Source organism: Streptomyces sp. NPDC126499 (genome assembly GCF_040302485.1).
Taxonomy (GTDB): Bacteria; Actinomycetota; Actinomycetes; order Streptomycetales; family Streptomycetaceae; genus Streptomyces.
In genome coordinates, this window is record NZ_JBEOUO010000006.1 from 103730 (window position 1) to 129889 (window position 26160).

Annotated in this window: 21 protein-coding genes; 10 read left to right on the forward strand and 11 right to left on the reverse strand. The window is 70.0% G+C overall.

The window, feature by feature from the left end; all coding sequences use genetic code 11:
* Positions 1–98: 98 nt before the first annotated feature.
* Entirely contained in the window at positions 99–2312 is a 2214-nt protein-coding gene (murJ, locus tag ABTZ91_RS10765) for a murein biosynthesis integral membrane protein MurJ (protein WP_352076799.1), read from the reverse strand.
* Positions 2313–2357: 45 nt separating this feature from the next.
* Positions 2358–4730, reverse strand: a complete 2373-nt coding sequence (locus ABTZ91_RS10770) for a DUF6049 family protein (RefSeq protein ID WP_352076800.1) — start codon at positions 4728–4730, stop codon at positions 2358–2360.
* 181 nt (positions 4731–4911) lie between these two features.
* Between ABTZ91_RS10770 and ABTZ91_RS10775 the strand changes: the two genes are divergently transcribed.
* Positions 4912–6381 (forward strand): CCA tRNA nucleotidyltransferase, encoded by a 1470-nt coding sequence (locus tag ABTZ91_RS10775; protein ID WP_352076801.1) that lies wholly within the window; start codon positions 4912–4914, stop codon positions 6379–6381.
* Positions 6382–6450: 69 nt separating this feature from the next.
* Here ABTZ91_RS10775 and ABTZ91_RS10780 read toward each other — a convergent pair whose 3' ends face one another.
* The 3 genes from ABTZ91_RS10780 to ABTZ91_RS10790 form a co-directional block, all read right to left on the reverse strand.
* Positions 6451–7710, reverse strand: a complete 1260-nt coding sequence (locus ABTZ91_RS10780) for an MFS transporter (protein WP_352076802.1) — start codon at positions 7708–7710, stop codon at positions 6451–6453.
* A gap of 97 nt (positions 7711–7807) precedes the next feature.
* Positions 7808–8890 carry an inositol-3-phosphate synthase gene (locus tag ABTZ91_RS10785; RefSeq protein ID WP_352076803.1) on the reverse strand — a complete coding sequence of 361 codons (1083 nt, stop codon included), beginning with the start codon at positions 8888–8890 and terminating at the stop codon, positions 7808–7810.
* A gap of 48 nt (positions 8891–8938) precedes the next feature.
* Positions 8939–9628 (reverse strand): helix-turn-helix transcriptional regulator, encoded by a 690-nt coding sequence (locus tag ABTZ91_RS10790; protein ID WP_352076804.1) that lies wholly within the window; start codon positions 9626–9628, stop codon positions 8939–8941.
* A gap of 408 nt (positions 9629–10036) precedes the next feature.
* Between ABTZ91_RS10790 and ABTZ91_RS10795 the strand changes: the two genes are divergently transcribed.
* The gene (locus tag ABTZ91_RS10795; protein WP_352076805.1) at positions 10037–12769 is read left to right on the forward strand and encodes a transglycosylase domain-containing protein; all 2733 of its coding nucleotides are present in this window, start codon (positions 10037–10039) and stop codon (positions 12767–12769) included.
* A gap of 112 nt (positions 12770–12881) precedes the next feature.
* Complete coding sequence (locus ABTZ91_RS10800) at positions 12882–14360, forward strand: glycosyltransferase 87 family protein (RefSeq protein ID WP_352076806.1); 1479 nt, start codon at positions 12882–12884, stop codon at positions 14358–14360.
* Positions 14361–14466: 106 nt separating this feature from the next.
* Here the strand turns inward: ABTZ91_RS10800 and ABTZ91_RS10805 are convergent, their stop codons facing one another.
* The 3 genes from ABTZ91_RS10805 to ABTZ91_RS10815 all read right to left on the reverse strand — a co-directional run bounded on the left by ABTZ91_RS10805 (position 14467) and on the right by ABTZ91_RS10815 (position 17140).
* Positions 14467–15498 (reverse strand): alanine racemase, encoded by a 1032-nt coding sequence (locus ABTZ91_RS10805; RefSeq protein WP_352076807.1) that lies wholly within the window; start codon positions 15496–15498, stop codon positions 14467–14469.
* Between the two features lie 76 nt (positions 15499–15574).
* Complete coding sequence (locus tag ABTZ91_RS10810; RefSeq protein ID WP_352076808.1) at positions 15575–16693, reverse strand: peptidoglycan bridge formation glycyltransferase FemA/FemB family protein; 1119 nt, start codon at positions 16691–16693, stop codon at positions 15575–15577.
* A gap of 129 nt (positions 16694–16822) precedes the next feature.
* Positions 16823–17140 (reverse strand): hypothetical protein, encoded by a 318-nt coding sequence (locus tag ABTZ91_RS10815; protein ID WP_352076809.1) that lies wholly within the window; start codon positions 17138–17140, stop codon positions 16823–16825.
* Positions 17141–17427: 287 nt separating this feature from the next.
* On the opposite strand from ABTZ91_RS10815, the gene rpsF reads away from it, so the two are divergent.
* From rpsF to rplI, 4 genes are all read left to right on the forward strand, one after another.
* Positions 17428–17718 (forward strand): 30S ribosomal protein S6, encoded by a 291-nt coding sequence (gene rpsF, locus ABTZ91_RS10820; RefSeq protein WP_004950685.1) that lies wholly within the window; start codon positions 17428–17430, stop codon positions 17716–17718.
* 73 nt (positions 17719–17791) lie between these two features.
* A complete protein-coding gene (locus ABTZ91_RS10825) occupies positions 17792–18367 on the forward strand; it encodes a single-stranded DNA-binding protein (protein ID WP_352076810.1) in 576 nt (191 codons plus the stop codon).
* A 58-nt stretch (positions 18368–18425) separates the two neighbouring features.
* Entirely contained in the window at positions 18426–18662 is a 237-nt protein-coding gene (gene rpsR / locus ABTZ91_RS10830) for a 30S ribosomal protein S18 (protein ID WP_128983236.1), read from the forward strand.
* Positions 18663–18680: 18 nt separating this feature from the next.
* Positions 18681–19127, forward strand: a complete 447-nt coding sequence (gene rplI / locus ABTZ91_RS10835; protein ID WP_345486874.1) for a 50S ribosomal protein L9 — start codon at positions 18681–18683, stop codon at positions 19125–19127.
* A 129-nt stretch (positions 19128–19256) separates the two neighbouring features.
* Here the strand turns inward: rplI and ABTZ91_RS10840 are convergent, their stop codons facing one another.
* A complete protein-coding gene (locus ABTZ91_RS10840) occupies positions 19257–20594 on the reverse strand; it encodes an MATE family efflux transporter (protein ID WP_352076811.1) in 1338 nt (445 codons plus the stop codon).
* Between the two features lie 424 nt (positions 20595–21018).
* On the opposite strand from ABTZ91_RS10840, the gene dnaB reads away from it, so the two are divergent.
* The 3 genes from dnaB to ABTZ91_RS10855 all read left to right on the forward strand — a co-directional run bounded on the left by dnaB (position 21019) and on the right by ABTZ91_RS10855 (position 25029).
* The gene (gene dnaB, locus ABTZ91_RS10845; RefSeq protein WP_352076812.1) at positions 21019–22500 is read left to right on the forward strand and encodes a replicative DNA helicase; all 1482 of its coding nucleotides are present in this window, start codon (positions 21019–21021) and stop codon (positions 22498–22500) included.
* A 175-nt stretch (positions 22501–22675) separates the two neighbouring features.
* Entirely contained in the window at positions 22676–23602 is a 927-nt protein-coding gene (locus tag ABTZ91_RS10850; protein WP_352076813.1) for an RNA polymerase sigma-70 factor, read from the forward strand.
* Between the two features lie 44 nt (positions 23603–23646).
* Positions 23647–25029 (forward strand): serine hydrolase domain-containing protein, encoded by a 1383-nt coding sequence (locus ABTZ91_RS10855; protein WP_352076814.1) that lies wholly within the window; start codon positions 23647–23649, stop codon positions 25027–25029.
* A gap of 101 nt (positions 25030–25130) precedes the next feature.
* Here the strand turns inward: ABTZ91_RS10855 and ABTZ91_RS10860 are convergent, their stop codons facing one another.
* Together ABTZ91_RS10860 and ABTZ91_RS10865 are read right to left on the reverse strand one after the other, a co-directional pair.
* Positions 25131–25583: a GNAT family N-acetyltransferase gene (locus tag ABTZ91_RS10860; RefSeq protein WP_352076815.1), complete on the reverse strand. Its 453-nt coding sequence runs from the start codon at positions 25581–25583 to the stop codon at positions 25131–25133.
* A gap of 33 nt (positions 25584–25616) precedes the next feature.
* Positions 25617–26075 carry a MarR family transcriptional regulator gene (locus ABTZ91_RS10865; protein ID WP_352076816.1) on the reverse strand — a complete coding sequence of 153 codons (459 nt, stop codon included), beginning with the start codon at positions 26073–26075 and terminating at the stop codon, positions 25617–25619.
* Positions 26076–26160 lie beyond the last annotated feature (85 nt).

The following is a 26160-nucleotide window of genomic DNA, read 5'->3' on the forward strand; positions in this document are numbered from 1 at the left end:
CATCCAACAGCCATGCCAATTGTGCCCACAGTCCGGCGCTATGCACGACACGCGTCGGCGGGCGATGGTTGTGCGAACCCCGCCCGCCCGTGTCGCGGCTAGCGTCCGAGCCGCCCGCGGACCATGCCGACCATGGAGTTGAGCTCCGCGATCCGCATGCGCCGGGCCGCGACGAAGAAGACGCCGAACAGGACCACCAGGCCGACGGACAGGGCGACGAGCGAACCGAGGGCGCCCTCGCCGAGCACCTTCAGGAGGCCGAAACCGGCTGCTCCGGCGACGATCGCGGCCGGCAGCGACGCCAGGCACAGGCGGGCGTAGGTGCGCATCACATGGGCGCCGTCGAGGTCGCCGCCGAGCCGGTTGCGCAGGCGGCGCCAGGCGACGCCGACACCGACGGCGTAGGCGAGACCGTAGGAGGCGGCCATGCCGACGACGGCCCACTGGGCGGGCAGCACGAAGTAACAGACGGCCGAGGCCGCCGCGTTGACGGCGGCGACGATGACGGTGTTGTAGAAGGGCGTCCGGGTGTCCTCGTAGGCGTAGAAGCCGCGCAGGACGACGTACTGGACGGAGTAGGGGATCAGGCCGAGGCCGAAGGCCATGAGGATGAAGCCCATCCCGCGGGCGGCCTCGACGCCGCTGGAGGCGTAGAGCAGGGTGCACATCGGGACGCCGAGTGCCAGGAAGGCGAACGAGACCGGGACGATGGCCACGGCCGAGTTGCGCAGGCCCTGGGAGATGTCGTCACGGACGGCACCCGGGTCGTCGTCGGACGCGGCGCGGGAGATCCGCGGCAGCAGCGCGGCCATGACCGAGACGGTGATGATGGCCTGCGGCATGCCCCAGATCAGCTGGGCGTTGGAGTACGCGAGGAAGCCGGCGCCGTTCCTGCCGGACTCCGCGCCGGCCGCGGTGGCGAGCTGCGTGACGACCAGGACGCCGGCCTGGTTGGCGAGGACGAAGAGCACGGTCCACTTGGCCAACTTGACGGTCTTGCCGAGCCCGTGGCCCTTCCAGTCGAAGCGGGGGCGGAAGCGGAAGCCGGTCTCGCGCAGGTACGGGATCATCGCCAGGGCCTGGACGGCCAGGCCCAGCAGGGTGCCGATGCCGAGCAGGCGGATGCCCTCGTCGGGGATGGTCTGGACGCCCATGTGGGACTCGGCGGAGGTGCCGTAGACCCAGATGAAGAGGCCGAACGTGGCGATCATGACGATGTTGTTGAGGACCGGGGTCCACATCATCGCGCCGAACTTGCCGCGGGCGTTGAGGATCTGACCCATCACCACGTGCACACCCATGAAGAAGATCGTGGGCAGGCAGTAGCGGGCGAAGGTGACGGCGACGCCGTTGGCCGCCGCGTCGTCGGCGATGGTGTGGGACATCAGCTGGATCAACAGCGGGGCCGCGAACACGGCGATGGCCACGATCGCGCCGAGCGCGACCATGACGAGGGTGAGCAGGCGGTTGGCGTAGGCCTCGCCGCCGTCCGCGTCGTTCTTCATCGACCGGACCAGCTGCGGTACGAAGACCGAGTTGAGGCCGCCGCCGACGGTGAGGATGTAGATCATCGTCGGCAGGGTGTAGGCGACGGTGAAGGTGTCACCGAGCAGTGCGGCGCCGAGGGCACCCGTGATCACCAGGCTGCGGACGAAGCCGGTCAGGCGGGAGACGAGGGTGCCGGCCGCCATCACGGCGCTCGACTTGAGCAGCCCGGAGGCACGGCCGGCCTTCTTCGGGGCGGGCGCGGGCATGGGGTTCGGCTCCGGGGACGGCGGGGGCACCTGGCCGGACGCCTGCTGGTCCCGGTACAGGTGCGCGAAGGCGTCGGGCTCGGGCTCCTCCTCCCCCGCGCGGGTCACCAGGTCGTCGACACCGGTGAACTGGACCGTGCGGGCGTCGTCGCCGTACGGCAGGTGGCGCGAGGGTCCGTCGGGCTCGGGAGCGGGAGTCTGGGCCCAGACCCGGGGGTCCGGCGCGTGCGGGGGCACGGCGGGCTGCTGGTAGAGCGACTGCGGATCGGCGTAGGTGCCCGGTGGCGGCGGCGGGTGGGCGGCGCGGTCGTACAGCGCCTCGGTCACCGGGTCCTGGGCGGAGAGGTCCCGCGCCTGGTAGGGGTCGTGGCTGTAGGCGTCCTGGACGTAGGGGTCCTGGGCGTACGGGTTCTGCGGGTCCGGTGCGTACGGGTCCGGGGCGCCCTGCTGAGGCGGCGGCACCGGCGCGTGGCCGGGCGCGGGGGCCGCGGGCGTTCCACCGGACGGCGCGGTGCCGTCCGCGCCTTGGCCGCGGTCACCGTCGTACGGCGCGTTCATGGTTACCCCACCTCATCGTCCCCGGCCGACCGGCCACGACATCGCTCAACGGTCCACTTTCTCACCCGGGCCCGACGGGTCGCCGCTTTCGGGCCCGGTGTCCGGTGTCGGGTCACTCGGCTGCCCGGGTTCGGCCGCTTCCGAGGCCGCCTCTGCCTCCGCTTCGGCTTCGGTCCCGGTGCCGGTCCCGGCCGGGTGCTCCGCGCCGGCCTCCGTCTGCGCATCGGTCTCCGCCTCCGCTTCGGCGTTCCGAGCGGCGGCGCGCTTGCGCTGGCTGTACATGCGGACACCGGCGAGCACGAGCAGCAGCACACCGCCGGCGATCACGAGCATGACCGTGGGGGTGATCTCGGAGACCTTCACGGTGAAGGTCATCGGCTTGCCGTAGGGGGTGCCGTCCGCGGTGTAGAGCTGGGCCGTCATCGGGACCTGTCCGTTGGCGTTGGCCGTGGCGGTGAACTTCACCGACTGGCTGTGGCCGCCGTCGATCTTCACCGGAAGCTCGGAGACGGCTTCGCCGCCGTTCAGCTTCAGACGGGTCTTGTTGCCGGAGACCAGCCGCAACACCAGTCCGTCCACACCCTGGAGCAGCTTGTTCTGCACCGTCACGGGAATGGTGGCGCTGCGTCCGGACAGCAGGAGGTCCGACTTGTCGATCAGCTGGACTTCCGCCGTGAGGCTGCGCAGGTAGTCCAGGACCTCCCTGCGGTACAGGGCGGCCGACGGGGCCTGTCCGCGCCACGAGGTCGACATCTCGCGGCTGATCGCGTTGGTGAACGGCGGCACCACACGGTCCGGGGCGGTCAGGATGACCTTGAAGTCGTCCAGCTCGTCCCGGGTCGTCTTCATCTGCTCGAAGGCGTCGGTGCCCAGTTCCTGGGCGCGCAGCTTCTTCGGGTAGGCGCGGGTGCTGGGCACCCGCTTCGACGCGTCGGGGTCCGACTTGACGGCGACGGCGGCCAGGAGGTCCAGCGGCTGCGTCCAGCGCTGGGCGGAGAGCCCGTGCAGTGCGGCCGCCATGCTCTGGGCCTGCGAGGTGGTCGGCATGCGCTGCGGCGCGACCACGACGCTGCGCTGGTCCTCGGGCAGCTCCAGGGTGATCGCCAGGGACTGGGCCAGGAACTCCTGGACGGCCAGGGTGGAGCCCTCGGCCCTGATCATGTCGCCCTGGAAGGCCTTCGACAGAGTGGCGTCGGTGACGACCGCCGTCGTGCCGCCGCCGATGGGGCGGGCCGAGGTCGGCGTGTACGACAGGTCGTCGCGGAAGCTGTCGCTGCGGGCGATCACGTTGCGCGCGCCCGCGGAGGTGGCGACGTTCATGATCGACGGGTCGACGGCGCCGTCGACGGGCCAGGAGAAGTCGGTGGACGGCTTCACGTGGAGGATCGTCTCGACCGTGGTCGAGGCCAGCGCGGTCGCCTGCTGGAGGTGGCTGAGCGAGCCGGGCACCTCCTTGCCGTGGTGGGCGAGCGAGGCCAGGTCGGGGTCGGCGAAGGGCAGGGCGACGACCTTGCGGCCCTGCACGGCCTTCTCCAGGGCGTTCAGCCACTGCTCGGCGACGGCCTGGTTCCGGCCCGGGACCTCGGTCGTCCCGCTCTTGACCATGTAGGGCTCGGTCATCGCGTTGACACTGGCCAGCAGGTCGGGGTCGATCACCCAGGTGACCGGCAGGTCCTTGCCGAGCGCGACCATCTCGTGGAGCCGGCCGCCCGGGGCGAGCTCGGCGGCGAGCTCGTCGTTCTCGAAGACCGGGGTCTGCTGCAGGTTCGCACCGGTCTCGGCGGAGACGTGGGCGGTGGAGATCAGCGGCCAGAGGTAGGTGAGCTGCGTCTTCTTCTCGGTGGCCTCGGGCTGGTACGGCAGGAAGGTCCGCTCGATTCCGAGCACCCGGTCATAGGACCGGCCCCCCGTCCGGCCCGTCAGGGAGACGCCCAGCTGGTAGACGCCGGCGTCGTCCAGGTCGAGCTTGGACACCGGCACGGAGAGGGTGAAGTCCCTGCTGAGTCCGGCGCCCAGTGAGGGGATCTTGACGGTGTAGGGGCCGCCGAGCGGAGCCGGGTCGCGGCCGTCCCGGTAGCCACCGCGGTCGGCGACGGCGTCGATCTCGCTGCGGCTGGTCATCCGGGGGCCCACCCGGAGATCGACCGTGGCATCGGTCACGGCCTGCTTGCTCGCGTTGGTGACCGTGCCGGTGATGGTGAGCGTGTCGCTTTCCACAGGGGCGGCCGGCGCCAGTGTGTCGACCGACACGTCCACCGTTCCGCCGCCGGAGGACTCGGCGGCCGCCGCTGTGGGGGCGCTGACCCCCTGGAGGAGGCCGGCCAGCAGCGGGGCCGCGACGGCGAGGGAGGCCGTGCGCCGCAGCCAGCGGCGGGCAGGTGAGGGAACGGTCCCCTGGATAGCTGCCGCCTCGGCCACGCGTCGCCCGTCCTCGTCGTTGTCTGTGGTGTCAGTGGTGTCGCTGGTTCCCGGTTGCTGTGTCCAGGCATGGTAACGAGGCATGCGGCGGCCAAGTGCCGGGGAGTGCTCCAGGTGATCGGCCGGGGCGGTCGGAAAACGAGGACGTCGGGGTGAGCCGGGGCACGTACCCTTTTCTGTTGTGCCGAACGCCAACGAAGACACCCCGACTGCACTGAGCCAGGTGCAACGCCGCGCGGTCAGCGAGCTGCTGCGCGTGTCCCCTGTCGCCGACGACCTCGCCCGCCGCTTCCAGGAGGCCGGGTTCAGCCTCGCTCTGGTCGGCGGCTCGGTACGCGACGCCCTCCTTGGCCGTCTCGGCAACGACCTGGACTTCACGACCGACGCCCGCCCCGAGGACGTGCTGAAGATCGTGCGTCCCTGGGCCGACGCCGTCTGGGAGGTCGGGATCGCCTTCGGCACCGTCGGCTGCCAGAAGGAGGCCCGCGTCGGAGACGCCGTGCAGCACTTCCAGGTCGAGGTCACCACGTACCGCTCGGAGGCGTACGACCGCACCTCGCGCAAGCCGGAGGTCTCCTACGGCGACTCCATCGAGGAAGACCTGGTCCGCCGCGACTTCACCGTCAACGCCATGGCCGTGGCGCTCCCGGAGAAGGAGTTCATCGACCCGCACGGTGGCCTGGAGGACCTCGCCGAGCGCGTGCTGCGCACTCCCGGGACGCCCGAGGAGTCCTTCTCGGACGACCCGCTGCGCATGATGCGGGCCGCGCGCTTCGCCGCACAGCTGGACTTCGAGGTGGCCCCCGAGGTCGTCACCGCCATGCAGGAGATGTCCGGGCGGCTGGAGATCGTCTCCGCCGAGCGCATCCGCGAGGAGTTCAACAAGCTGCTCCTCTCGGCGAACCCCCGCAAGGGCCTCGGTCTCCTCGTCGACACCGGTCTCGCCGACCATGTGCTGCCCGAGCTCCCGGCCCTGCGGCTGGAGAGCGACGAGCACCACCGGCACAAGGACGTCTACGAGCACTCGCTCACCGTGCTCGACCAGGCCATCGACCTGGAGGAGGACGGCCCGGACCTGGTGCTGCGCCTCGCGGCCCTGCTCCATGACATCGGCAAGCCGCGCACCCGTCGCTTCGAGAAGGACGGCCGGGTCTCCTTCCACCACCACGAGGTGGTCGGCGCGAAGATGACCAGGAAGCGCATGACCGCGCTCAAGTACTCCAACGAGATGATCAAGGACGTCTCGCGTCTCGTGGAGCTCCACCTCCGCTTCCACGGCTATGGCGCGGGCGAGTGGACCGACTCCGCCGTCCGCCGCTACGTCCGCGACGCGGGACCGCTGCTCACCCGGCTCCACAAGCTGACGCGCTCCGACTGCACCACCCGCAACAAGCGCAAGGCCGCCGCCCTCTCCCGGACCTACGACAGCCTGGAGGAGCGCATCGCGCAGCTTCAGGAGCAGGAGGAGCTGGACTCGATCCGTCCCGATCTGGACGGCAACCAGATCCAGGAGATCCTGGGCATCCGCCCGGGACCGGCCGTGGGGCGCGCGTACAAGTTCCTGCTGGAGCTGCGGCTGGAGAACGGTCCGATGGGACACGACGCCGCCGTGGCCGCCCTCAAGGAGTGGTGGGCGACCCAGGACGACTGACGCGGGTCGATGTTTCACGTGAAACATCGACCGCGAACGCCGGGCAGGGGTGATGTTTCACGTGAAACATCACCCCTTTCTGCCGGCCCTGACCAGGCCGAGCGCGACGACGGCGTAGAGCCCGCCCACCAGCGCGACGATGGCCGGAGAGCGGCCGTCCGGCGGAAGCATCAGTGCCGCGACTCCGGCCGCGCCCACGAAGGCGACGTTGAACAGGACGTCGTAGAGCGAGAAGACCCGCCCTCGGTAGGAGTCGTCCACGGAGGTCTGGACGACGGTGTCCGTGGCGATCTTGGCGCCCTGGGTGGTCATGCCGAGCACGAAGGCGGCCAGGAGGAAGGGAGTCCGGGCGAAGGTCAGGCCCAGGGCGGGTGCCAGCACGGCGGCGGTCCCCGCGCACACCGTCATCCAGCCGAAGGGCCCCAGCCGGCCGATCGTCCACGGCGAGATCACCGCCGAGGTGAAGAAACCCGCTCCCGATGCGGCGACCGCCAGCCCGAGCACGGCAAGGCCTTCCGACTCCGTGGTGCTCCAGGCGTACCGGCTGAGCATGAGCACCGTGACGAACAGGCCGCCGTAGCAGAAGCGCATGACGGACACCGCGGCCAGTGCCCGGGCGGCGGGGCGCCGCTCGGACAGGTGCCGCAGCCCCCCGGCGAGCCCTCGTGCGGTGGAGGACAGGGCGCTGAGGAGACCGGGCCGGACGAGCGCCGGGTCAGGCCCGAGGAGCTCGCGGGACATCCGGAGCGAGGCCAGACCGGAGCAGAGATAGAGGACGGCGCCCAGGAGGACGACCACGGCGTCGGAGTCGCCGACGACAAGACGCGCACCGAAGGCGAGTCCGCCGCCGACCGTCGCCGCGAGCGTGCCTGCGGTCGGGGAGAGGGAATTGGCGACGACCAGCCGCTCGTCGTCGACCACCCGGGGCAGTGCGGCCGAGAGCCCCGCCAGGACGAAGCGGTTGACGGCCGTGACCGAGAGGGCGGAGGCGTAGAAGAGCCAGTCGGGAACGGAGGCCAGGATGAGCAGGGCGGTGCCGCCCGCGAGGAGGGCGCGCAGCAGGTTTCCGTAGAAGAAGACCTGGCGTCGCCGCCAGCGGTCGAGCAGGACGCCGGCGAAGGGGCCCACGAAGGAGTACGGGAGCAGCAGGACGGCCATGGCGGCGGCGATGGCGGCCGCGCTGGTCTCCTTCTCCGGGGAGAAGACGACGTACGCGGCGAGGGCGACCTGGTAGACGCCGTCGGCGCACTGGGAGAGCAGGCGCACGGCGAGCAGACGGCGGAAGTTGCGCAGGCGCAGGAGGACGCGCAGATCACGCACGACGGGCATGGCAGCAAGACTCACATACGACGAGGGTCCCCGGGCAGTGCCGCCCGGGGACCCTCGTCATCGACGCGCTCGGCCTTCAGGCCGGTCGAGCTTCAGATCAGCGCTCGACCTCGCCCTTGATGAACTTCTCGACGTTCTCGCGGGCCTCGTCGTCGAAGTACTGGACCGGCGGGGACTTCATGAAGTACGACGACGCCGACAGGATCGGGCCGCCGATGCCGCGGTCCTTGGCGATCTTCGCGGCGCGCACGGCGTCGATGATGACACCGGCGGAGTTGGGGGAGTCCCACACCTCGAGCTTGTACTCCAGGTTCAGCGGAACGTCACCGAAGGCGCGGCCCTCGAGGCGGACGTACGCCCACTTGCGGTCGTCCAGCCAGGCCACGTAGTCCGAGGGGCCGATGTGGACGTTCTTCTCGCCGAGGTCCCGGTCGGGGATCTGCGAGGTGACGGCCTGCGTCTTGGAGATCTTCTTGGACTCCAGGCGCTCGCGCTCGAGCATGTTCTTGAAGTCCATGTTGCCGCCGACGTTCAGCTGCATCGTGCGGTCGAGGATGACACCGCGGTCCTCGAAGAGCTTCGCCATGACGCGGTGCGTGATGGTGGCGCCCACCTGGGACTTGATGTCGTCACCGACGATCGGGACACCGGCCTCGGTGAACTTGTCGGCCCACTCCTTGGTGCCGGCGATGAAGACCGGGAGGGCGTTGACGAAGGCGACCTTGGCGTCGATGGCGCACTGGGCGTAGAACTTCGCCGCGTCCTCGGAGCCCACGGGCAGGTAGCAGACGAGAACGTCGACCTGCTTGTCCTTGAGGACCTGGACGATGTCGACCGGGGCCTCGGCGGACTCCTCGATGGTCTGGCGGTAGTACTTGCCGAGACCGTCCAGGGTGTGGCCGCGCTGGACCGTGACGCCGGTGTTCGGGACGTCGCAGATCTTGATGGTGTTGTTCTCGCTGGCGCCGATGGCGTCCGCGAGGTCGAGGCCGACCTTCTTCGCGTCCACGTCGAAAGCGGCCACGAACTCCACGTCACGGACGTGGTAGTCGCCGAACTGCACGTGCATCAGGCCGGGCACCTTGGACGCCGGGTCGGCGTCCTTGTAGTACTCGACGCCCTGCACCAGCGAGGCGGCGCAGTTGCCCACGCCGACGATGGCTACGCGAACCGAACCCATTTCCGGTTGCTCCCTGTGTGATCGTGGAAGCCCTGCGAGAGCAGGGTTTCACTTGGCGGTGTCGTCGGACGGATCCGGCCGGGTACTGCCCCCGTGCCGGGGCAGGCCGCCCGTTTCTCCAGAATCTCTGTCCTGCTGAGCGGCGCCCTCGGGGGCGTCGGGGCCGGATCGCTGATCCCGCCCCGCCCGCTCGCTCTCGATGAGCTCGTTCAGCCAGCGCACTTCGCGCTCCACGGACTCCATTCCGTGGCGCTGCAGCTCAAGCGTGTAGTCGTCGAGGCGCTCGCGCGTACGGGCCAGAGAGGCGCGCATCTTCTCCAGACGCTCCTCCAGCCGGCTGCGGCGTCCCTCCAGCACCCGCATCCGCACCTCGCGCTCGGTCTGGCCGAAGAAGGCGAACCGGGCGGCGAAGTGCTCGTCCTCCCAGGCGTCGGGGCCGGTGTGGGAGAGGAGCTCCTCGAAGTGCTCCTTACCTTCGGCCGTCAGCCGGTAGACGATCTTGGCGCGGCGCCCTGCCAGGGAAGCCGCCACGGCTTCCTCGGGGGCGCTGCCCGGCTCCTCGATCAACCAGCCGTTGGCGACCAGCGTCTTGAGGCAGGGATAGAGGGTGCCGTAGCTGAAGGCCCGGAAGATCCCCAGCGAGGTGTTGAGCCGCTTGCGGAGCTCGTACCCGTGCATCGGGGCCTCGCGGAGCAGGCCGAGGACGGCGAACTCGAGGATTCCTGAGCGCCTGCTCATCCGTCGCCTCCTCCGCTTCCCGGACTGCCTCTCGGACCACGTGCGAAAAACTCGATATGACGAGTCGATGTGCCGCACTGATGTATCGACTCGATACATCCCGACGATAGAACGGGCCTCTTCTTCCGACAAGTGGGACTCGGGTGACCGGCGTCACATCGTCAATTCACAGCAATCGACTTGCCGGATTTGGGGTGAAGTTCGGCCCTAGGTGGGTTTTGGCCGTGCGTAGTCTGTGCGGCATGCAGACCACCGGGAACCACGCGATGCCGCGGGGCGTCAGTGAAGCGGGTGACCGGCTGCGGCACGGCGGGGCTTTTTCCGAGGTCCGGCCGTGTGCATTTCGGGGGGACCGGAACTCAACTGCCGCTTCCAGGCGTACGCGCCTGCCCGAGGAGTAGTCGTTCGATGAGCGAGCATCGTCGCAAAATGCCGCAGCAGCAGCCGCCGAGTGGCGGTCGCGCTGCGGCCCGGCGCGCCGCCCAGCAGCCGATGGGCCGCAGGTCGGCCCAGGGCCGCGAGGTCCCCACGGGGTCCCCGTCGGCCTCGTACGGTCCGCCTTCTTCCTACGGGGAGGAGCCGCGTCCCTACGGAGGACGTGCCGAGGCCCGGCGCGCCGCGCAGCGGGGCGGGCGCAGGCGCGCGCCCGAGGCCGGCGGCCCGGGAGGACCCGGCGGCGGTCGGCGCGGTGGGGGCGGCGGTCACGGCGGCGGTCCCGGGCGGGGGCGCGGGAGCGGTCGCCCGCCGGGCAAGAAGAGGGCCATCGACTACCCGCGGTACGGAAAGTACGGCTGGCGTCGCTGGGTGCCCTCGTGGAAGCTCACGGCGGGCCTGTTCCTGACCTTCTTCGGCGGCCTCATGGGCGCGGCGACGATCGCGTACGCCATGGTCGGCATTCCCAATGAGGCCCTCAGCGCCAAGCAGCAGAACAACGTCTTCTACTGGTCCGACAAGACCGTGATGGCCGCGACCGGCGGAGAGGTCAACCGCCAGATCGTCGGGTACGCGCAGATCCCGAAGGTCATGCAGAACGCGGTGATCTCGGCCGAGAACAAGACGTTCTGGACCGACTCCGGCATCGACCCCATGGGCATCGGCCGTGCCGTGTGGAACATGGCCAAGGGCGGCGAGACCCAGGGCGGCTCGACGATCACCCAGCAGTACGTCAAGAACAACCGCCTGGACGACCAGTCGCAGACGCTGACCCGCAAGGTGAAGGAACTCTTCATCTCCATGCGCGTGGGCAACGAGATGGAGAAGCCCGAGATCATGGCGGGCTACCTCAACACCGCGTACTACGGGCGCGGTGCGTACGGCATCCAGGCCGCGGCCCGCACGTACTTCGGCAAGAACGCCCACGAGCTCGACGCCAGCGAGTCCGCCTTCCTCGCCTCCCTGCTCAAGGGCGCGACGTACTACGACCCGGCCGGAAACCCCGACATCGACCCGGACGCCACCCAGGAGGCGAACACCGAGCGCGTGCACAAGCGCTGGGCGTGGATCCTCGACGAGATGGTCAAGGACGGGCACCTGTCGGCCACGGACCGTGCGACGTACACCTTCCCCAAGGTGAAGGCGCGCACGACGGGGCCCCAGCTCGGCGGCCAGATCGGCTACCTGGTGCGGACCGCCCAGTCGAGCATCCTGAACAAGGACGAGCTGGGCATCAGCGAGCAGGACCTGGCCCGCGGCGGCTACGAGATCTACACGACCTTCGACAAGAAGAAGGTCCAGGCGCTCGAGAGCTCGATCAAGAAGATCTACGAAGAGCACATCGACCCGGAGAAGCGCCCCAAGACGGACACCCACGTCCAGTTCGGCGGCGCCTCGGTCAACCCCGAGACGGGTGCGATCGTGGCGATCTACGGCGGCACCGACGCCACGAAGCACTTCACCAACAACGCGGACGAGACCGGTGCCCAGGTCGGTTCGACGTTCAAGCCCTTCGTGCTGGCGGCCGCGATGCGCGACGGTGTCCGTGACCCGCGTGGAGATGTCGTCCAGGGTCCCGCCACCCGTACGCTCGTCGACCCCGACAAGAGCTACTACAACGGCCAGAACAAGCTGAAGATCAAGAACTACGACGGCACGATCTGGCGCGACGAGAACGGCAAGGAGTGGCTCCAGGTCAACGACGACGACGCGAGCTACGACCGGATCAACCTCCGCACGGCGATGATGAAGTCCGCCAACTCGCCGTACGTGCAGCTCGGCATGGACGTCGGCATCGACAAGGTCCGCCAGGCGGCCGTCGACGCCGGTCTGCGCGAGGGCTCGCTCGTCAAGGCCAACGTGCCCTCCTTCTCCCTCGGTATCTCCAGCCCGAGCGCGATCCGCATGGCCGGTGCCTACGCCACCTTCGCCAACAACGGCGAGCGCAACGACGTGTACTCGGTGGAGCGGGTCCTCAAGCAGGGCCAGGAGAAGTACAAGCACGAGACCAAGCCCAAGCGGGTGTTCTCCACGGCCGTCGCCAGCAACATCACCGACGTGCTGAAGGACGTCGTCACCGGCGGCACCGGCAAGAAGGCCGCGCTCGACGACCGCGAGGCGGCCGGCAAGACGGGTACCACCGACGGCAACAACTCGGCCTGGTTCGTCGGGTACACCCCGCAGCTGTCGACCGCGATCGACATGTACCGCTTCGACGACGACGCCACCAACACGAAGCGCAAGTTCGAGTCCATGTTCGGCACCGGTGCCCAGCCGAAGATCCACGGCTCGTCGTTCCCCTCGCAGATCTGGCACGACTACATGACCGAGGCGCTCAAGGGCACCGACCCGAAGAGCTTCCCGGAGCCCGAGAAGCTGGAGGACGCCGAGGGCGTCTACGGCGGCGGCATGGTCAGCCCGACCCCGACGCCCACGCAGACCCCGTCGCAGACCCCGTCGACGACGCCTTCGACGACGCCGCCCACGCAGAAGCCGACCAAGTCGCCCGACCCGGGCAAGAGCTGCAGCGTCTGGGACTGGCCGTGCGACACCGACGGCGGCGCCACCAACGGCAACGACAACGGCGGGTCCAACGGCGGGCCCACCACGACACCGCCACCGGAACCGACCGACACTCCGAGCGCCGACAGCGGCGGCGGCGGAAGGCCCGGCGGCGGCGGAGGGACCTGGGGAAGCCTGGGCGGCTGACCCGCCAGGCACGTCTCCTGACAGGGCCGTCGCGCCCGGTCCGTACCTCGTGTACGGCGCCGGGCGCGGCGGCCCTCGTCGTTTTCCGGGAGGCGTACGGCAGGATGTCCCCATGCCGAGCCTCCAGAAGACGAGCCCTCCGCAGGACCCGGTGGTCTGCCCGACGCGTGAGGACGACGTGGCCGCCGCGGGCAGCGGGCTGATCGGCGGGCCGATCGGACGCCGGGCGCTGCTCGGCGCCGGTCAGCTCACCCCGGTGCGCGTGGTCGTGCTGGTGGCGATCGGGATGTTCGCGCTCGGCATGGTGCAGAAGCTGCCCTGCTACAACTGGGCCTGGTTCCGCGGGACCACCTCCCAGTACACCCACGCCTGCTACTCCGACATCCCGCACCTCTTCTCCGGGCGGGGCTTCGCGGACGGCCTCGTCCCGTACTTCGACCGGATCGGCGGCGACATACCGTTCCTGGAGTACCCCGTCCTGACGGGTCTGTTCATGGAGGTCGCCGCCTGGCTGACGCCCGGCGGCGGTGACATGACCGAGCGCGAGCAGGCGTTCTGGATGGCCAACGCGGGCCTGCTCATGGTGTGCGCGGCCGTCCTCGCGGTCTGTGTGGCCCGGACTCACCGCCGGCGCCCCTGGGACGGGCTCCTGGTGGCCCTCGCACCCGCCTTCGCGCTCACCGCCACCATCAACTGGGACCTGCTGGCCGTCGCCCTGACGGCGGCGGCGCTGCTGATGTGGTCGCGCGGGCGGCCGCTCGGCTTCGGCGTCCTGATCGGGCTCGCGACGGCCGCCAAGTTCTACCCGGTCCTGCTGCTCGTACCCGTGTTCCTGCTGTGCTGGCGGGCCGGGAAGTGGCGCGCGTGCGGTACGGCGGTGCTCGGCGCGGCCGGCGCGTGGCTGGCGGTGAACCTTCCGGTGATGCTGCTCGCGCCCGAGGGCTGGAAGCAGTTCTACGTCTTCAGCGCGGAACGCAACATCGACTTCGGCTCCGTCTGGCTGCTCATCAGCCAGACCACGGGCGAGTCCATCCGGCCGGAGACGGCGAACTACTACGCCCTGTTCCTGATGATGCTCGCCGTCGCGGGACTCGCCTATCTGGCGCTCAACGCGCCCCGCAGGCCCCGTCTCGTCCAGCTCGCCTTCCTGATCGTGGCGGCGTTCGTCCTCACCAACAAGGTCTACTCACCGCAGTACGTCCTGTGGCTCGTGCCGCTCGCCGCGCTCGCCCGGCCGCGCTGGCGGGACTTCCTGGTCTGGCAGGCCTGCGAGGTCATGTACTTCCTGGGCATCTGGCTCTACCTCGCCTACACCACCAGCGGCAACAAGCAGGGCCTGCCGACCGACGGTTACCAGTTCACGATCGTGCTCCACGTGCTGGGGACGCTCTTCCTGTGCGCCGTGGTCGTGCGCGACATCCTGGTGCCCGACCGGGACGGGGTGCGGCGGGACGGCTCGGACGACCCCTCGGGAGGCGTCCTGGACGGCGCCGAGGACGTCTTCGTGCTCGGCAGGGCTGCGCACCCGGCCCGGCACGCCGCACCGGCGGTGGAGGGGCCGCGGGTGGACTGGGGCGTCTCGCGGGAGTGACGGGCCGTGCCCCCTCGCCGGGGGCGCGCTGAACGAGGAGCGGCCCCCGGGGTTTCCCGGGGGCCGCTCTTGGGACTTCGGGCGCCAGGCGTCGCGCTCCGGCGGCTCAGCGCTCGACGAGCCGGTCGTACTGGGTCGTGGTGTGGCGCAGATGGGCGACCAGCTCGTCACCGACCTTCGGCTCCTGGGCGTCGGCCGGCACGAACAGGATCGACACCTGCATGTGCGGCGGCTCGGCGAACCAGCGCTGCTTGCCGGCCCAGACGAACGGGGAAAGGTTCCGGTTGACGGTCGCGAGACCGGCGCGGGCCACGCCCTTGGCCCGCGGCATCACGCCGTGCATCGCCTTGGGGGCCTCCAGGCCCACCCCGTGCGAGGTGCCGCCGGCGACCACCACGAGCCAGCCGTCGGAGGCGGCCTTCTGCTGGCGGTAGCCGAAGCGGTCCCCCTTGGCGACCCGGGTGACGTCGAGCACCGCGCCGCGGTACTCGGTCGCCTCGTGGTCGCCGAGCCACAGCCGGGTGCCGATCCGGGCGCGGAAGCGGGTCTGCGGGAACTGCTGCTGGAGCCGGGCCTGCTCCTCGGCGCGCAGATGGCTGACGAACATGGTGTGCAGCGGCAGCCGGGCGGCCCGCAGCCGGTCCATCCAGCCGATGACCTCCTCGACGGCGTCGGTGCCGTCCGTGCGGTCGAGCGGCAGGTGCAGGGCGAAGCCCTCGAGCCGTACGTCCTCGATGGCGGCGTGCAGCTGCGGAAGCTCCTCCTCCTTGATGCCGTGGCGCTTCATCGAGCTCATGCACTCGATGACGACCCGGGCGCCCACCAGCGCGTGGACCCCGTCCACGGAGGAGACCGAGCGGATCACCCGGTCGGGCAGCGGAACCGGTTCCTCGCCCCGCCGGAACGGGGTGAGGACCAGCAGGTCGCCGCCGAACCAGTCCTTGATCCGGGCGGCCTCGTACGTGGTGCCCACCGCGAGCATGTCGGCGCCGAAGCGGGCCGCCTCGTCGGAGAGCCGCTCGTGGCCGAAGCCGTAGCCGTTGCCCTTGCAGACCGGGACGAGGCCGGGGAACTGGTCGATGACGGTCTTCTGGTGCGCCCGCCAACGAGCGGTGTCGACGTAGAGGGAGAGCGCCATGGCCGGCCCGGAACCTTTCTGGTGGCTGCGGTGTATCAAAGGTGTGTACGAGACTACGCAAGCCTCGGTCGCGTCGTCAGCGACGCGACATGTAGATGTCCAGGGCCTTGTGCAGGAGCTTGTTGAGCGGGAAGTCCCACTCGCCGACGTACTCCACCGCCTCGCCGCCCGTGCCGACCTTGAACTGGATCAGACCGAAGAGGTGGTCGGTCTCGTCCAGCGAGTCCGAGATGCCCCGCAGGTCGTAGACGGTCGCGCCCATCGCGTAGGCGTCGCGCAGCATCCGCCACTGCATCGCGTTCGAGGGCCGGACCTCGCGGCCGATGTTGTCGGAGGCGCCGTAGGAGTACCAGACGTGGCCGCCGACGACGAGCATGGTGGCGGCGGAGAGGTTCACCCCGTTGTGCCGGGCGAAGTACAGCCGCATGCGGTTGGGGTCCTCGTTGTTGAGGACGGTCCACATGCGCTGGAAGTACGAGAGCGGGCGCGGGCGGAAGTGGTCGCGGACGGCCGTGATCTCGTAGAGGCGCTGCCACTCGGCGAGGTCCTCGTAGCCGCCCTGGACGACCTCGACGCCGGCCTTCTCGGCCTTCTTGATGTTGCGGCGCCACAGCTGGTTGAAGCCCTTGAGGACGTCGTCGAGCGAGCGGCCGGCGAGCGGGACCTGGAAGACGTAGCGGGGCTGGACGTCGCCGAAGCCGGCGCCGCCGTCCTCGCCCTGCTGCCAGCCCATCTTGCGCAGCCGGTCGGCGACCTCGAAGGCGCGCGCCTCGATGTGGGTGGCCTCGACGTCCCGCAGGCGCTTGACGTCCGGGTCCTGGATGCCGGCCTTGATGGCGGCGGCGTCCCAGCGGCGGATGACGACCGGCGGGCCCATCTTCACGGAGAAGGCGCCCTGCTGCTTCAGATGCGCGAGCATCGGCTGCAGCCACTCCTCCAGGTTCGGGGCGTACCAGTTGATGACGGGGCCCTCGGGCAGATAGGCGAGGTAGCGCTTGATCTTCGGCAGCTGGCGGTAGAGCACCAGGCCGGCACCGACGAGCTCGCCCGTCTTGTCGAACCAGCCGAGGCTCTCCGAGCGCCACTCGGTCTTCACATCAGCCCACGCCGGGACCTGGCAGTGACTCGCCGCGGGCCGGCTCTGGATGAATGCCAGATGCTGCTCTCGGCTGATGGTCCTCAGGGTCAGGCTCATGCGGGGCGCTCCTCGGCAGGTGTGTCCCCATCGGTTCAGGGGCTCCGGCTCTCGCGCCGAAGCCTACTGCGATCGGGGAGCACCCCGAATGGCCGTGGTGACCCTTCCGGCCCATGTCGCGGGGCGGATCTAGTTGATCACGATGCCGCTGAAGAGCCCTCCGTGGGCCATGCCGAGGTAGAAGCCCACTCCGGCGGCGCCCAGACCGATGATCAGCAGGAAGCGCTCCCGGGTCGTCGCGGAGATGAACTGGCCGTAGCCGCCGGCGAGGATTCCGATCAGGCCGGTCCACGAGGCCAGCACGTGCAGATCGTGGAACTGGGCCGTGACGAAGGAGAGGACGCCGAGCACGAGCGTCACGGCGACGAGGGTGTCCTGGAGCGGGTGGGGCTTGCCGTCCGTGGCGAAGAGGGAGTGTCCGGGGTCGGGTCGCATTGCCTGTGCCATGGGGGGCCTCCTGGCGTGCCGTCCTGTCGGCGGCGCCCTGCGACGCCGCCGACATCCGATGTGTCCAGATTGCGGCCCCTCACCACCGGATTTCAACCGCAGACCGATGTACGGGTAGTCTGTACGGTCTGCACCGGTGTCTGCCCAGGTCCGTCCTGGATCCCGACAGCACCCTCCTCGCCAGTCGAGGGGGACTGTCAGTGGCGGCCGATACCGTTGCTCACGCATCACGACCCTCCTGCCACGGAACGACCGTGGCCGCTGAGTCCAAAGGAGGTGGGTTCCACATGCGTCACTACGAGGTGATGGTCATCCTCGACCCCGATCTCGAGGAGCGCGCTGTCTCCCCGCTGATCGAGAACTTCCTCTCCGTCGTCCGTGAGGGCAACGGAAAGGTCGAGAAGGTCGACACCTGGGGCCGTCGTCGTCTCGCCTACGAGATCAAGAAGAAGCCCGAGGGCATCTACTCGGTCATCGACCTGCAGGCCGAGCCTGCGGTCGTCAAGGAGCTCGACCGCCAGATGAACCTGAACGAGTCGGTCCTCCGGACCAAGGTCCTCCGCCCCGAGACCCACTGAGCCTTCCGCTCACAGGTACTCGGGTCCGAGTAGCAGTAAGCAGCCAGAAGCAATCCCGCCGAGAGGTTCACCCATGGCAGGCGAGACCGTCATCACGGTCGTCGGCAATCTTGTCGACGACCCCGAGCTGCGCTTCACCCCGTCCGGTGCGGCGGTCGCGAAGTTCCGTGTCGCGTCCACTCCCCGCACCTTCGACCGTCAGACCAACGAGTGGAAGGACGGCGAGAGCCTCTTCCTGACCTGCTCGGTCTGGCGTCAGGCGGCGGAGAACGTCGCCGAGTCGCTTCAGAAGGGCATGCGCGTCGTCGTGCAGGGCCGTCTGAAGCAGCGGTCCTACGACGACCGTGAGGGCGTCAAGCGCACGGTCTTCGAGCTGGACGTCGAGGAAGTCGGCCCCAGCCTGCGCAACGCCACGGCCAAGGTCACCCGCACCACCGGTCGCGGTGGCCAGGGCGGCTTCGGCGGCGGTCAGCAGGGTGGCGGCGGTGGCGGCTGGGGTGGCAACTCCGGCGGCGCCCAGCAGGGCGGCGGAGCTCCCGCCGACGACCCCTGGGCCTCCAGCGCCCCGTCCGGCGGCCCGCAGGGTGGCGGCGGTGGCGGCTGGGGTGGCAACTCCGGCGGCGGCTACTCGGACGAGCCTCCCTTCTAGGGCACGCGCCCCGGAAGCAGCTCGTACCCAAACTTCTTGATCACACAGGAGAAACACCATGGCGAAGCCGCCTGTGCGCAAGCCTAAGAAGAAGGTCTGCGCGTTCTGCAAGGACAAGGTCGCGTACGTCGACTACAAGGACACGAACATGCTGCGGAAGTTCATTTCCGACCGCGGCAAGATCCGTGCCCGCCGCGTGACCGGCAACTGCACGCAGCACCAGCGTGACGTCGCCACGGCCGTCAAGAACAGCCGTGAGATGGCGCTGCTGCCCTACACGTCCACCGCGCGATAAGGGAAGGGTGACCGAACAATGAAGATCATCCTCACCCACGAGGTCTCCGGCCTCGGTGCCGCCGGCGACGTCGTGGACGTCAAGGACGGCTACGCTCGCAACTACCTGGTCCCGCGCGGTTTCGCGATCCGCTGGACCAAGGGTGGCGAGAAGGACGTGGCGCAGATCCGCCGCGCCCGCAAGATCCACGAGATCGCGACCATCGAGCAGGCCAACGAGATCAAGGCCCAGCTCGAGGGCACGAAGGTGCGCCTGGCCGTTCGCTCCGGCGACGCCGGCCGTCTCTTCGGCTCCGTGACCCCGGCCGACATCGCTGCCGCGATCAAGTCCGCGGGTGGCCCCGACGTCGACAAGCGTCGCGTCGAGCTCGGTTCGCCGATCAAGACCCTGGGCTCGCACCAGGTGTCCGTGCGTCTGCACCCCGAGGTTGCCGCGAAGCTCGGCGTCGAGGTCGTCGCCGCGTAACGCTGCTCCCGGGCAGTCCGCGCTCAGCGGTCGCTCAGCAGAAGGAAGGGCCGCACCCCTCGGGGTGCGGCCTTTCCGCCGTTTCACGTGAAACATCCCGGAGTGGACCTACGGCCCGGTCCGCCACGGTCAGCGGGTGGCGCCGGTGACGATCCAGCGGCCGGAGCGGGTGCGGAACCAGAGGGTCGCCAGGCGGACGGTCATCATCAGCGTCATCGCGCCCCAGAGCGCCGTCAGGCCGCCTCCGAGCGTGGGGACCAGCAGGGCGACGGGAGCGAAGACGGCGAGGGTCAGCAGCATGGCCCAGGCGAGGTAGGGGCCGTCGCCCGCGCCCATGAGGACCCCGTCGAGGACGAAGACCACGCCCGAGACCGGCTGGGAGAGGGCCACGACGAGAAGGGCGGGGAGCAGGGTGTCCTGGACCGCCGCGTCACTGGTGAAGAGCGGGATGAAGAGGGGCCGGGTGAGGACGAGCAGCAGTCCGAGGCCCACGCCGGAGACCACACCCCACTGGATCATGCGGCGGCAGACCTGCCGGGCGCCGTCCGCGTCGTCGGCGCCGAGGTAGCGGCCGATGATGGCCTGCCCGGCGATGGCGATCGCGTCGAGGGCGAAGGCCATGAGACTCCACAGCGACAGGATGATCTGGTGGGCGGCGACCTCGGCATCGCCGAGCCGGGCGGCGACGGCGGTGGCGATCATCAGGACGGCCCGCAGCGAGAGCGTACGGACCAGGAGCGGGACGCCGGCCTGGGCGCTGGCCCTGATGCCGGCGGCGTCGGGGCGCAGGGACGCTCCGTGGCGTCGGGCGCCCCGGATGACGACGAACAGATAGGCAGCGGCCATGCCGACCTGGGCGATGACCGTGCCCCAGGCGGAGCCCGCGATACCGAGCCCGGCGCCGTAGACCAGAACGACGTTGAGGACGCCGTTGGCCGCGAAACCGGCGATGGCGACGTAGAGCGGGGTCCGGGTGTCCTGGAGGCCACGGAGAACGCCGGTGGCCGCCAGGACCACGAGCATGGCGGGGATGCCGAGGCTGGAGATCCGCAGATACGTGATGGCGTAGGGCGCGGCCGTGTCGGAGGCGCCGAAGACGTCCACGAGCCAGGGCGCGGTGGGCAGGGTGAGGGCGACCACGGCGGCGCCCAGCAGGAGGGCGAGCCAGATGCCGTCGATGCCCTGGCGGATGGCGGACGGGAGGTCGCCCGCACCGACGCGGCGCGCGACGGCGGCGGTGGTGGCGTAGGCGAGGAAGACGAAGACGCTCACCGCGGTGGCCAGAAGCGTCGAGGCGATGGCGAGGCCGGCGAGCTGGGGGGTGCCGAGGTGGCCGACAATGGCGCTGTCGGCCAGGAGGAAGAGGGGCTCGGCGACGAGAGCGCCGAAGGCCGGGACGGCGAGTGAGACGATCTCGCGGTCGTGTTGCCGTCGAACGGCCTTGGGGGTCGCGGGAGCCTGGTGCACACGCCCAATCTAATCTTCCACAGGTAAGAGATGCAATGACTCCGTGACCATTACTGAACCTGCGGCAGGGCCTTCGGGTGTGCGCCGTTTGTTCTGATCTTGGCCCTGTGGCCAAAGTTTTTCTCCCCCACAGCCAGTGGATGGAAAAACCGCAGGTCAGTGGCCGTCCCCGGGGTCGGCTATGAGTTTGTCCACACGGCTGTCCCCTGGTCCGTGCACAGGATCCGGCGAGTTCTCCACAGCTTCTGGGTCTTCACCCACAGGCCCTGTGGATAACCAGATTGGCTGACGGTGCCCGCGGGCCTACCGTGGTCCGGCGCCCGACGCGCCAGAAGCGGAGTCAACGCCTCTTGTTTGTCCGAGCCGTGGCGTAAGAAAAAGTGGCACGGTGAGGTCCGCGGAGCGGACGGGAGGAGGTGGCTTGGTGAGCATTCCCGAGCCCTTGGACGATCCCTGGGCCGACAGCGGGCCCAGTGACCGGCTGCCCACCCGGACCCGCGGCGAGGCCCGCGGACGGGGCAGGGGCCGGGAGGACCAGCACGAGCGCGGCAGCGAGGGCGGCTGGGACGCCGGACTCTCCGGCTTCGAGCGCGTCCCCCCGCAGGACCTGGACGCCGAGCAGTCCGTCCTCGGCGGCATGCTGCTCTCCAAGGACGCCATCGCCGATGTCGTCGAGATCATCAAGGGCCACGACTTCTACAAGCCGGCCCACGAGACCATCTACGCGGCGATCCTCGACCTGTACGCGAAGGGCGAGCCGGCCGACCCCATCACGGTCGGTGCCGAGCTCACCAAGCGCGGCGAGATCACCCGGGTCGGCGGCGCCTCGTATCTGCACACGCTCGTCCAGTCGGTGCCCACCGCCGCCAACGCCTCGTACTACGCGGAGATCGTGCACGAGCGGGCCGTGCTGCGCCGCCTCGTGGAGGCCGGCACCAAGATCACGCAGATGGGATACGCGGCCGACGGCGACGTCGACGAGATCGTCAACCGCGCCCAGGCCGAGATCTACCAGGTCACCGAGCAGCGCACCACCGAGGACTATCTGCCGCTCGGCGACATCATGGAGGGAGCGCTCGACGAGATCGAGGCGATCGGCTCCCGCAGCGGCGAGATGACAGGTGTGCCCACCGGCTTCACCGACCTCGACGCGCTCACCAACGGTCTGCACCCCGGCCAGATGATCATCATCGCGGCGCGACCCGCCATGGGTAAGTCCACGCTCGCGCTGGACTTCGCCCGGGCCGCCTCCATCAAGCACAACCTGCCCAGCGTCATCTTCTCCCTCGAAATGGGGCGCAACGAGATCGCGATGCGTCTGCTGTCGGCCGAGGCCCGGGTCGCGCTGCACCACATGCGCTCCGGCACCATGACCGACGAGGACTGGACCCGGCTCGCCCGCCGGATGCCGGACGTCTCGCAGGCGCCGCTCTACATCGACGACTCGCCGAACCTGTCGATGATGGAGATCCGCGCCAAGTGCCGCCGCCTCAAGCAGCGCAGCGGCCTCAAGCTGGTCATCATCGACTACCTCCAGTTGATGCAGTCCGGCGGCTCCAAGCGCGCCGAGAGCCGCCAGCAGGAGGTCTCCGACATGTCGCGAAACCTCAAGCTCCTCGCCAAGGAGCTGGAGCTCCCGGTGATCGCCCTCTCCCAGCTGAACCGTGGCCCGGAGCAGCGCACCGACAAGAAGCCGATGGTCTCCGACCTCCGTGAGTCCGGCTCCATCGAGCAGGACGCGGACATGGTCATCCTGCTGCACCGCGAGGACGCCTACGAGAAGGAGTCCCCCCGCGCGGGCGAGGCCGACATCATCGTCGGCAAGCACCGTAACGGCCCGACGGCCACCATCACCGTGGCCTTCCAGGGCCACTACTCGCGCTTCGTGGACATGGCGCAGACCTGATCGAAGGGGCTGACACCCCCGCCCTACGACTTCCAGGGCGAGGAGGACTGACGCGTCCGGCGCTTTTGGCCTGCCGTCACTGAGGCAGTGGTCTTGTCGGTGGAGCGGGGCGCCGTGATGATCTTGTCGCGGGTCGCATCCGGCGGCCCCTTCGCGGCCCCGGAGGTCCCCCGGCATGAACAACGGCAGCCCTGTCAGAGGCGACCGCACTGACGCGGCGACCGAGGCGTTCGTCGCCCAGCGCAATCTGCTCTTCACGGTCGCCTACGAGATGCTCGGATCCGCGGCGGACGCGGAGGACGTGCTCCAGGAGACCTGGCTGCGGTGGATCAAGGTCGACCTGGAGGAGGTCGAGGACCAGAGGGCGTATCTGGTCAGGATCACGACCCGGCAGGCTCTCAACCGGCTGCGCACGATGAAGCGGCGCAAGGAGGCGTACGTCGGCCAGTGGCTGCCCGAGCCGCTGCTCACCGCGCCGGACGTGGCCGAGGACGTCGAGCTCGCCGAGAGCGTGTCGATGGCGATGATGCTCGTCCTCGAAACGCTGTCGCCGACCGAGCGGGCCGTCTTCGTGCTGCGTGAGGTCTTCGACGTCGACTACGACGACATCGCCGCCGCCGTCGACAAGAGCCCCGCGGCCGTCCGGCAGATAGCCCACCGGGCGCGCAAGCACGTGGACGCGCGCCGTCCCCGCCAGGTGGTCGCTCCGAGGGTGGCCGGCGCGGCTCTGGAGTCCTTCCGGCGAGCCATCGAATCCGGCGACCCGCAAGGGCTCCTTGACGTGCTCGCCCCGCAGGTCGTCCTGGTGAGCGATGGAGGCGGCGTCAAGCAGGCGTCGCCACGGCCGGTCACCGGCGCCGACAAGGTGGCCCGCTTCATGCTCGGCGGCCTGCACAGGGCCAGGACCCGGACCATGATCGAGATCGGCCTGACCCCCACCGTGGTCAACGGCAGCCCGGCGCTGCTCGTCCGGATGAACGGCGAGGTCGACGGCGTCATGGCGATCCGGGTCGAGGACGACCGCATCACCGGCCTCTACTACGTCCGTAACCCCGAGAAACTGGGCCGCGTCGGGACCGAGACCCCGCTCACCCTGGGGTGAACGGGTTGAGCGGGATGAACGGAACGAGCCGCGATGATGAGCGCATGACCTCAGCCTTCGAAGCCCTGCTGCCCAGCACCGAACGCGCCCTGTTCCACCGGATCGCCGTCGCCCAGTCCGAGGGGCGCGCGCCGTCCCTCGTCGGGGGCGTGGCGCGGGAGGGGCGGATGGTCTGGTTCGGGGGCCGCAGTTGTGTCGACGGACATGCCCCGGACGCCGAGACGCAGTACCGGATCGGCTCGATCACCAAGGTGTTCACCGCCGTCCTGGTGATGCGGCTGCGGGACGAGGGGCTCATCGCGCTCGACGACCCGCTGGAGAAGCATCTGGAGGGCACCGGAGTGGGCGAGGTGACGATCGCTCAACTCCTCGGACACAGCGCCGGCCTGGCCGCCGAGACACCGTCACCGTGGTGGGAGCGCACGCCGGGCACGACGCGGCCCGAGCTGGCCGACGTCCTGGGGGAGCGACCGATGGTGCACCCGGCCGGGCGGGTCCACCATTACTCCAACCCGGGCTACACGCTCCTGGGTTCGCTCGTGGAGGCCGTCCGCGGGGTGCCCTGGGAGGAGGCACTGCGCGTCGAGGTCCTGGAGCCGCTGGGTCTGGGCCGGACGACGGCCCAGCCGGTGGCTCCGCACGCCGGTGGCTGGGCGGTGCACCCATGGGCCGATGTGATGATGCCCGAACCCGCACACGACCTGGGGCTCATGGCACCGGCCGGGCAGCTCTGGTCGACGGTCGGCGACCTCTGCCGTTTCGCCGTGTTCCTGGCGGAGGGGGACGACCGGGTGCTGTGCCGCGCGTCCGTCGAGGAGATGCGTGTGCCGGCGGTCCCCCCGGCGGCCGGTGACGGTCAGGGCGGCTACGGTCTCGGGCTCCAGCTGCTGCGCGGTGGGGATCGGACCCTCGTCGGGCACACGGGCTCGCTGCCCGGCTTCGTCGCCTGCCTCTGGGTGAGCGCGGCGGACGGCCTGGCCGCGGTGGCCCTCGCCAACGCCACCTCCGGCCCCCTCACCGCCGCCGTGGCGGCCGATCTCGTGCGGATCGTGGCGGAGGCCGAGCCGCGGATTCCCGAGCCGTGGAGGCCCCTTCCCGAGGCCGAGGTGGACGAGGAGCTCCTGGCGCTCACCGGCCCCTGGTACTGGGGGACGTACGCGTACGGTCTGAGGATCGGCGCCGGGCGCGGGCTGGTCCTGGAGCCGCTGCGGGGCGCCGGGCGGCGGGCGAGCTTCCGGGCGTTGCCCGAGGGAGGCTGGATCGGTCTCGACGGCTACTACCAGGGGGAGACGCTCCGGGTGGTGCGGCGTCCGGACGGCTCGGTGAGCCATCTCGACCTGGGCTCCTTCGTCTTCACCCGGGAGCCCTATGAGCAGGGGGACGCCGTACCCGGTGGCGTGGACGAGGCGGGCTGGCGCGGCCTCTGAGCGGGCTCACAGACGGGGCGCGATGACGGAGGGCGATGACGGAGGGCGATGTTTCACGTGAAACATCGCCCTCCGTCACGAGATGCGGCGGGTCCGACCGCTCAGAGGGACAGCTTGAACCCCACGTGCGAGGGCTCGAAGCCGAGCCGCTCGTAGAACCGGTGGGCGTCGGTGCGGGTCACGTCCGAGGTCAGCTGCACGAGCCGGCAGCCCTGGGCCCGGGACTCCTCCACGGCCCATTCGATGAGCCGGGTGCCGAGGCCGCTGCCGCGTCCCTCCGCGTGGATGCGGACCCCCTCGATGATCGAGCGGGTGGTGCCCCGGCGGGAGAGCCCGGGGATGACGGTGAGCTGAAGCGTGCCGACGACCTTCCCGGCCCGTACGGCGACGACCAGATGCTGGTTCGGGTCCGGGGCGAGGCGGTCGAAGGCGGCGGTGTACGGCGTGAGGTCGTCGGGGGACTCGCGCTGGGCGCCCAGCGGGTCGTCGGCGAGCATCGCGACGATCGCGGGGAGGTCTCCCCGCTCGGCGGGACGGATCTCAAGATCGCTCATGGTGGGCAGGCTACGCCCTGGGGCCCGGCCGGCTCAGGCGGGGACGCCGAGGCCCTCGACGACGCGGACGAGCGGGGCCAGCTCCGGGTTCTTGGCCGCCTCGTCCAGGGCCTCGCGCAGGGCGGCGTCATTGGTGGGGCGGGCCTCGTCGAGCAGCTTCAGGCCGGCCTCGGTGACATCGGTGTAGATGCCGCGTCGGTCCGTCGCGCACAGATACCGGGTGAGCAGACCGCGGTCCTCGAGGCGGGTGACGAGCCGGGTGGTCGCGCTCTGGCTGAGCACGACGGCGTCGGCGACCTGCTTCATCTGGAGGTGTCCGCCGGGACCGTCGTGCTGGCGGCTGAGGACATCGAGGAGGGAGAACTCGCGGACGCTCAGACCGTGCCGGGACTCCAGGGCGCGCTCGATGTGTGCCTCGATCCTGCCGTGCAGCAGGGACAGGGCACACCACCTCTGGGAGAGCGCCGTCAGGGCGGGGTCCGTCGCGGTCATGGTCTTTCCTCGCTTCCTCGGTCTCTCCTCGGTCCGGAGCGGCTTGCTACCAGAGTAGACGATGAAGCGCAAAAGTCGGCGTGCG